11 protein-coding genes are annotated in these 7496 nt (G+C 37.6%); 9 read left to right on the top strand and 2 right to left on the bottom strand.

Annotated elements, in window-relative coordinates:
• Window positions 1–19: 19 nt before the first annotated feature.
• Window positions 20–646 (bottom strand): transcriptional repressor LexA, encoded by a 627-nt coding sequence (lexA, locus tag AACL61_RS05230; protein WP_003666853.1) that lies wholly within the window; start codon window positions 644–646, stop codon window positions 20–22.
• A gap of 128 nt (window positions 647–774) precedes the next feature.
• Here lexA and AACL61_RS05225 point away from each other — a divergent pair, with 128 nt between their 5' ends.
• Complete coding sequence (locus AACL61_RS05225) at window positions 775–1026, top strand: DUF896 domain-containing protein (protein ID WP_003674333.1); 252 nt, start codon at window positions 775–777, stop codon at window positions 1024–1026.
• A 73-nt stretch (window positions 1027–1099) separates the two neighbouring features.
• Entirely contained in the window at window positions 1100–1327 is a 228-nt protein-coding gene (locus tag AACL61_RS05220) for a YneF family protein (RefSeq protein WP_003666855.1), read from the top strand.
• Between the two features lie 43 nt (window positions 1328–1370).
• Here AACL61_RS05220 and AACL61_RS05215 read toward each other — a convergent pair whose 3' ends face one another.
• Window positions 1371–2009: a lysophospholipid acyltransferase family protein gene (locus AACL61_RS05215; RefSeq protein ID WP_003668200.1), complete on the bottom strand. Its 639-nt coding sequence runs from the start codon at window positions 2007–2009 to the stop codon at window positions 1371–1373.
• Between the two features lie 94 nt (window positions 2010–2103).
• Here AACL61_RS05215 and AACL61_RS05210 point away from each other — a divergent pair, with 94 nt between their 5' ends.
• The 7 genes from AACL61_RS05210 to frr all read left to right on the top strand — a co-directional run bounded on the left by AACL61_RS05210 (window position 2104) and on the right by frr (window position 7430).
• The gene (locus AACL61_RS05210; RefSeq protein WP_102816307.1) at window positions 2104–2859 is read left to right on the top strand and encodes a tRNA1(Val) (adenine(37)-N6)-methyltransferase; all 756 of its coding nucleotides are present in this window, start codon (window positions 2104–2106) and stop codon (window positions 2857–2859) included.
• Window positions 2849–3139 carry a GIY-YIG nuclease family protein gene (locus AACL61_RS05205; protein WP_003666858.1) on the top strand — a complete coding sequence of 97 codons (291 nt, stop codon included), beginning with the start codon at window positions 2849–2851 and terminating at the stop codon, window positions 3137–3139. The genes AACL61_RS05210 and AACL61_RS05205 overlap by 11 nt, the downstream gene beginning before the upstream one ends.
• Before the next feature lies 1 nt (window position 3140).
• Window positions 3141–4133 (top strand): D-2-hydroxyacid dehydrogenase, encoded by a 993-nt coding sequence (locus tag AACL61_RS05200; RefSeq protein WP_339111081.1) that lies wholly within the window; start codon window positions 3141–3143, stop codon window positions 4131–4133.
• 163 nt (window positions 4134–4296) lie between these two features.
• On the top strand, window positions 4297–5085 hold the full coding sequence (gene rpsB / locus AACL61_RS05195) for a 30S ribosomal protein S2 (protein ID WP_003671156.1): 789 nt from the start codon (window positions 4297–4299) through the stop codon (window positions 5083–5085).
• A 97-nt stretch (window positions 5086–5182) separates the two neighbouring features.
• Window positions 5183–6058 (top strand): translation elongation factor Ts, encoded by an 876-nt coding sequence (gene tsf / locus AACL61_RS05190; protein WP_102816305.1) that lies wholly within the window; start codon window positions 5183–5185, stop codon window positions 6056–6058.
• An 81-nt stretch (window positions 6059–6139) separates the two neighbouring features.
• Window positions 6140–6862: a UMP kinase gene (gene pyrH / locus AACL61_RS05185; RefSeq protein ID WP_003666862.1), complete on the top strand. Its 723-nt coding sequence runs from the start codon at window positions 6140–6142 to the stop codon at window positions 6860–6862.
• A gap of 4 nt (window positions 6863–6866) precedes the next feature.
• Window positions 6867–7430 carry a ribosome recycling factor gene (gene frr / locus AACL61_RS05180; protein ID WP_035157866.1) on the top strand — a complete coding sequence of 188 codons (564 nt, stop codon included), beginning with the start codon at window positions 6867–6869 and terminating at the stop codon, window positions 7428–7430.
• Window positions 7431–7496 lie beyond the last annotated feature (66 nt).

Here is a 7496-nt window from a genome sequence, read left to right as displayed (position 1 = left end):
TTTGACGGGTGGTTATGATTTAGAAAATATGATCACGAAATAGTCCCACTACTTTACCAAGGATTTTTACATTGTCTAAGAAGATTGGCTCCATCGTATCATTTTCTGGCTGTAAACGAAAACGTGTTTTTTCTTTATAGAATCGTTTACAAGTAGCTTCATTATCATCATTCATTGCAATAACGATATCACCATTTTTAGCGGTGGATTGTTTACGCACAATTACTTGGTCGCCATTAAAAATCCCTGCTTTAATCATACTAGTTCCACGAATGGTAAGCATAAACAAATCATTATTATCTTGAATAGAAGGAGGTATCGGGAAAAACTCAGTAGCATTTTCAACTGCTAAAATTGGTTGCCCAGCCGTAACAACACCAAGCATTGGAATTTCTTTTTGAATCGGTTTTACACCTAAAATATCAAGTCCCTTGGGTGTGATCTCAAGTGCTCGAGGTTTAGAAGGGTCTTTTTGTAAGAATCCTTGTTCAATTAAGCGAGAGATGTGTCCATGGACTGTTGAAGTTGAAGACAGTCCAACAGCACTACAAATTTCACGAACAGTCGGTGGATAGCCATGATCTTCAACTTGTTTATGAATATAATTTAGGACGGCCATTTGTTTATTTTTTGCTACCTTTGCCATATTGACACCTCATTATCATTAATTGTGTTAAGCTTATCATAGATAGATGCATATTTCAAACGTACGTTCGTGATTTGCATTAATTTTATAAAATAAGTAAAATCGACTTTATTAAGGAGATGATTATAATGGCTGAATCGAAAGAACAAGATGCTTTATTGAAGCGAATTAATGAACTTGCTCATAAGAATAAAGAAGAAGGTTTAACTGAGGAAGAAACTAAAGAACGAGATCGTTTACGTAAGGAATACCTAAAGAACTTTAGAGAAGCAATGCGTAGTAATATTGAAATGATGCGGATTTTTGATAAAGAAGGTAAAGAGGTTACTCCTGAAAAGGTTCGTGAAATTCAACGTAAAAAAGGACTTCGTGACGATTAACAGCGATTTGCTCTTTTCAAAAATTGCTCTTTCGTGTAAGATGGATAGGTAACGAGCAAAGGAGGAAGTAATTGTGGGTATGACGATCATGCTAATGATTCTTGCATTATTAGTCGGTTTGGTTATCGGCTTCTTTGGTGCACGTAAATACATGGAAAACTACCTCCGCAATAATCCACCGATTTCGGAAGAGATGCTGCGGACGATGATGCTTCAAATGGGACAAAAACCATCAAGTCGTAAATTACATCAAATGATGCAAGCGATGAAAGCACAAGCTAAAAAGTCAAATCGTAAATAATATAAAAGGATGTGATTTTTATCACATCCTTTTATATTGGAAATTAAAATTCATCATTCTTCGGCTTTGGAGGAACAATATATTTATAATTGGGATCAATTTGTCTATCTAATTGGTCAAAGGCGTCTTGCATTTGCTTTTCTAAGTCAGCCTGTACTTCGGGAGTGAGCCGTTGCTTTCGGTCAATATAAATAGGCTTCCCAAATGCAATTTGGCGCGGCTTACGGGTAAATAGCTGGCCAAATTTTAGGGGTCCCTGGTAAACAGCAGGAACTAAGGGGACGTTTGCCATTTTAGCGATCACGGTGGCCCCGCCTTTTAATTTAGATGAGTAGCGTGATCCGCTAGGGAAAATAATGGTCGATAAGTCAGTCTTCTTTAAAATTGTAACCGGCTTTTTAATAGCAGACGGACCTGGATTTTTCCGATCAACCGGATAGGCATTTAGTGCTTTTAAGAATTTGCTAGCAATTGGATTCTTAAAAAGTTCTTTTTTAGCCATGAAGCTAAATTTTTTGGGCCATACGGCAAGCGCTAGTAAGACAGGATCCATCCAAGTACGATGAGGTGCAATAATAATATAATTGCCTTCAGGGATGTTTTCCCGATTGTATATTTTAGGTCGTCCGTTAATCAAATTTAAAAATGGATTAACGATTTTAACGAGGAAAGTGTACAACATGTCAATCTTCCAATCTATAACAAAATTAAGTTTTCGTTCCTCAGTATGACGAAAAAAAGTGGATCTTGCAAGTACAAAAATAATGGAGGACATAATGGAAAACAGAAATATTTTAAAAAAGGATGAAAGAATTGATCAGTTATATAGTCAGGATGTACGGATAATCCAAAATCCCCATTATTTTGCTTTTTCGTTAGATGCTGTCTTATTAGCAAACTTTGTGCGTCCCAATCATCGACAGAAATTAAAAATTGTTGACTTGTGCGCTGGAAATGGGGCAATCGGCATTTTTCTCCACGATAAGCTTGGCGGAACATTTACCGAAGTTGAATTACAACCACAGATTGCTGATATGGCTGAACGGACAATTTTGCTAAATGATTTACAAGATCGTTATACCGTCATTAATGATGATATCGCAAACGTTAATGATTATATTTCTAAGGACTCGATTGATATTGTCCTTTGTAATCCTCCTTATTTCCCAGTTACAGCCCAAAGCCAGAAGAATCCAAATAAAGCTTTAGCGATTGCTCGTCACGAAATAGCGACTGATTTAGTGACAGTTGTTAAAAAGATGAATGGCTTATTAAAAATGAATGGTCATGGGTATCTTGTGCATCGTCCAGATCGTTTAGGTGAGATTTTACAAGTGTGTCAGGAAAATAGATTAGCACCTAAAAGAATTCAATTTATTCATCCTAAACCTGATCGTGATGCGAATATTTTGTTGCTTGAAGTGATTAAGGATGGCCGGCCTGGAGGAGTAAAAGTAGTACCACCATTGATTGTTCATGGAGCAGATAACGAGTATACTCCAGCGGTTCAGGAGTTATTATATGGCAAGTGAGAAATACTATATTTATGTATTGTATTGTGCAGATAATAGCTTTTATTGTGGCTTTACCAACAATGTTAAACGGCGCTTTCATACCCATCAAACTTATCAAGGGGCAAAATATACTCGTGTGAAAAAGCGTCATCCGCTAAAGCTTATTTATTCAGAGGAATTTGAATCAAAGCATGATGCCTTAAGTGCGGAATATTATTTTAAACATCAAACCCGCCGCCAAAAAGAAAAATTTTTACTAGACCATGGTGTTAATTTATTGAAACTACGGAGGAATTAAGATGAAGATTTATATGTATGGTGTTTATCAGGATGAAGTCCCTTACATTGAAGAATGGCAAGAGGAACATCCTGAAGTAACTGTAGACTCAACAACTAAACTTTTAGACGAAAGCACAGTCAACTTGTCTAAAGGAAGCGATGGAGTAGTAGTATTCCAGCAAAAGCCTTATTCAGACGAGGCCTTACGTCAATTAGCGTTTAATGGTATTACAAAGATGTCATTGCGGAATGTTGGGGTTGATAATCTTAATCATGAATTAGTACGAGAACTTGGTTTCCAAATTACTAACGTACCAGTTTATTCCCCAGCTGCAATTGCTGAATTTTCAGTTACTCAAGCACTCAACCTTTTACGTCGAACAAAAGAATTTTATTTAAAATTAGCAAAAGGAGATTATAACTGGGCACCGCATATTGCTAAGGAAATGAATAAGCAGGTTGTCGGGATAGTTGGAACAGGAAACATTGGATCCACAGCAGCTAAAATCTTTGCTGGTTTTGGTGCAAAAGTGATTGCATATAGCCGTCACCAAAATAAGGAACTAGAAGGAATTGTTGAATACGTTAGCCTTGATGAATTATATAAACGGACAACAATTATTTCGCTTTATTTACCTCATGTTCCAGCGACAGATAAAATGCTTAATGAAAAAACATTTGCAATGATGCAGGACGGTGTCTTACTGGTTAACACTGCACGTGGACCATTAGTCGATGAAAAGGCATTGATTGAAGCGTTGAATAGCGGTAAAGTCGGAGGAGCTGCTTTAGACGTAATGACTGGTGAAACCAAGATTTTTAACCAGCAAATTGATTTCCAAGAAGTTGATTATAACGAATTTAAGGATTTAGTTGATCGGCCAAATGTTTTAATCACGCCACATATTGCTTTCTATACTGATCAAGCAATTAAAAATATGGTTAAGATGAGTTTGTCCGCCAATCTAGATTTGATTAAAACTGGCACCTCAGATAAACTAGTTAAATTTTAAAATAAGTTAAGTGAAAAACCTTGTCAGTTTGCAAGGTTTTTTGTATACTATATTTCGGTGTTACACGCCAATTTCACACCCAGAATGATGGTGGTGAGGGTGCTTAAATAGTCCCATTGCCAGAAGAAGACTGGGGAGGAGAAACAATTTGGAGGTATTATTTATGTCTGTTGTATCTATGAAGCAATTGCTTGAAGCCGGTGTCCACTTCGGTCACCAAACTCGTCGTTGGAACCCAAAGATGGAAGAATACATCTTTACTGAACGTAACGGTATTTACATCATTGACTTACAAAAGACTGTTAAGTTAATTGATACTGCTTACAACTACATGAAAGATGTTGCTGCTAACGATGGTGTTGCTTTATTTGTTGGTACAAAGAAGCAAGCTCAAGATGCTATTGAAGAAGAAGCTATTCGTGCAGGTCAATACTACGTTAACCACCGTTGGTTAGGTGGTACTTTGACCAACTGGAAGACTATCCAATCACGGATCGCTCGTTTGAAGGAACTTAAGAAGATGAGCGAAGACGGTACATTTGATGTTCTTCCTAAGAAGGAAGTTGCTGTCTTAACTAAGCAACGTGAAAAGCTTGAACGTTTCCTTGGTGGTATTGAAGATATGCCACGGATCCCAGATGTTATGTTCATTGTTGATCCTCACAAGGAACAAATCGCTGTTAAGGAAGCTCAAAAGTTACACATTCCAATCGTAGCTATGGTTGATACTAACACTGACCCAGACGACATTGATTACGTTATCCCATCAAACGATGATGCTATCCGTGCCGTTCGCTTAATCACTTCAAAGATGGCTGATGCTTTTGTTGAAGGTAAGCAAGGTCAAGACGATGCTCAACAAGAAACTGCTGATGATAACGCTGCTAACGAAACTGTTAGCGAAGATTCATTAAAGAACTTGAAGAACAGCGTTGAAGGTAAAGAAGACTAAAAATATTAAATTCTTGGGCTGTTTTGTACGGACCATTCTGGCCTAAGTACTAAACAGCCCTTTTTTCAAAAAAGATTATAAAAGGAGAGATTTCGTCATGGCTGAAATTAAAGCTGCTCAAGTTATGCAATTACGTAAAAAATCCGGTGCCGGTATCATGGATGCTAAGAAGGCATTAGTTGCTAGTGATGGTGACATGGACAAAGCAATGGACTACCTTCGTGAAAAGGGTATTGCTAAGGCAGCCAAGAAGAGTGATCGTGTTGCAGCTGAAGGATTAGCTGATATTGCTGTTAATGGCAATACAGCTGCAATCGTTGAATTGAATTCAGAAACTGATTTCGTTGCTGCTAGTGAACCATTTAAGGACTTATTGAAGAAGGTTACTAAGTTAATTAGTGAAAACAAGCCTGCTAATGTTGAAGAAGCATTAGAAATCAAGACTGAAAATGGCACATTAAATGATGATATTATCAGTACTACACAAAAAACTGGTGAAAAGGTTAGCCTTCGTCGGTTTACTGTTGTAGAAAAGGATGACGGCGATAGCTTTGGTGCATACTTACACCAAGGTGGTCAAATTGCTGCATTGGTTGTCTTAGAAGGTGCTGACGATGCCACTGCTAAAGACGTTGCAATGCACGTTGCAGCTATCAACCCTGAATTCGTGACTCGTGATGATGTTTCTCAAGAACGTCTTGACCATGAACGTGCTATCTTCAAGGAAGAAACTTTAAACGAAGGAAAGCCTGAAAAGATCGTTGACAAGATTGTTGAAGGTCGTTTAAACAAGTTCCTTTCACAAATTTGTTTAGCAGATCAAGACTTTGTTAAGGATTCTGACCAAACTGTTGAACAATACGTTTCAAGTAAGAATGGTAAGTTGAAGTCCTTCATTCGTTACGAAGTCGGTGAAGGAATCGAAAAAAAGCAAGATGACTTTGCTCAAGAAGTTAAGGACCAAATGAACTAAGCGTTCGGTCAAAAGGAGGACGTACTCAATGTAGTGCGTCCTTTTTTAAAGATTAACTTACCAATTCAAGGAGGATATCATATGGCAGATATTAAATATAAGCGAGTAATTTTAAAGCTCAGTGGAGAAGCATTAGCTGGCGACAAGGGTTTTGGGATTAACCCACCCGTTTTAAAGGATGTAGCTAAAGAATTAAAAGAAGTTCATGATTTGGGCGTTCAAATTGCCATCGTTGTTGGTGGTGGTAACATGTGGCGTGGTGTTACTGGTGCTGAATTAGGGATGGAACGTGCGCAAGCTGATTACATTGGAATGTTAGCAACTATTATGAATGCCTTATCACTTCAAGATGCGCTTGAATCAATTGGTGTTCCTACCCGGGTACAAACTTCAATTGAAATGCGCCAAATTGCTGAACCATATATTCGGCGGAAAGCTATTCGTCATTTAGAGAAAGATCGAATCGTTATTTTTGCTGGTGGAACAGGAAGTCCTTACTTCTCAACTGATACTACTGCCGCATTACGAGCAGCAGAAATTAACGCTGATGCCATTTTAATGGGTAAAAATGGGGTTGACGGCGTTTACTCAGCTGATCCAAATAAAGTTAAGGATGCTACTAAGTTTGATCATTTAACCCATATGGATATCATTGAAAAGAATTTACATGTAATGGATACTACTGCTAGTTCACTATCGATGGACAATCATATTCCATTGGTAGTCTTCAACTTGAACACATCAGGCAATATTATGAAAGTAGTAACTGGTCAAGAAGTTGGTACAACAATTGAAGGAGACTGATAATATGGCTACAGGAAAAGAAATTTTAAATGATGCCAAACAAAAAATGGCAAAATCAGGTGATGCACTTCAGCGGACACTTGCTGATATTCGTGCGGGTCAAGCCAATGCAAGTTTATTAAATTCTGTTAAAGTTGAATATTACGGAGCACCAACTCCATTAAATCAAGTTGCATCAATCACAATTCCAGAAGCACGGCAATTATTAATCACCCCTTATGACGAAAGCGTGCTTGAAGAAATTGAAAAAGCAATCTATGCATCTAATTTAGGATTAACTCCTCAAAACGACGGAAGTTCAATTCGTTTAATCATCCCACAATTAACTGAAGATCGGCGGAAAGAATTAGTAAAGGACGTTAAAGCTGAATTAGAAAAGGCAAAAGTTGCAGTTCGAAATGTTCGTCGTGAAGCGATGGATGACTTAAAGAAGGGTAACAAGAACGGCGACTTTAATGATGATGAATTCCATGATCTTGAAAAGAAAGTTCAAAACGAAACAGATGCTGGAATTAAGAACCTTGAAGATATTGCGAATGCAAAAGAAAAGGAATTAATGGAAGGCTAGTTTTCAGAAATAAAAAGGTTGTGAACTTTGCGTAAGTCCACAACCTTTTTATTAATGTCTTTAGAC

Source organism: Limosilactobacillus reuteri subsp. porcinus (assembly GCF_036621895.1).
GTDB lineage: Bacteria > Bacillota > Bacilli > Lactobacillales > Lactobacillaceae > Limosilactobacillus > Limosilactobacillus reuteri_J.
Note: the sequence above shows the minus strand (reverse complement) of the source record. Positions and strands in the feature narration are given on the sequence as shown.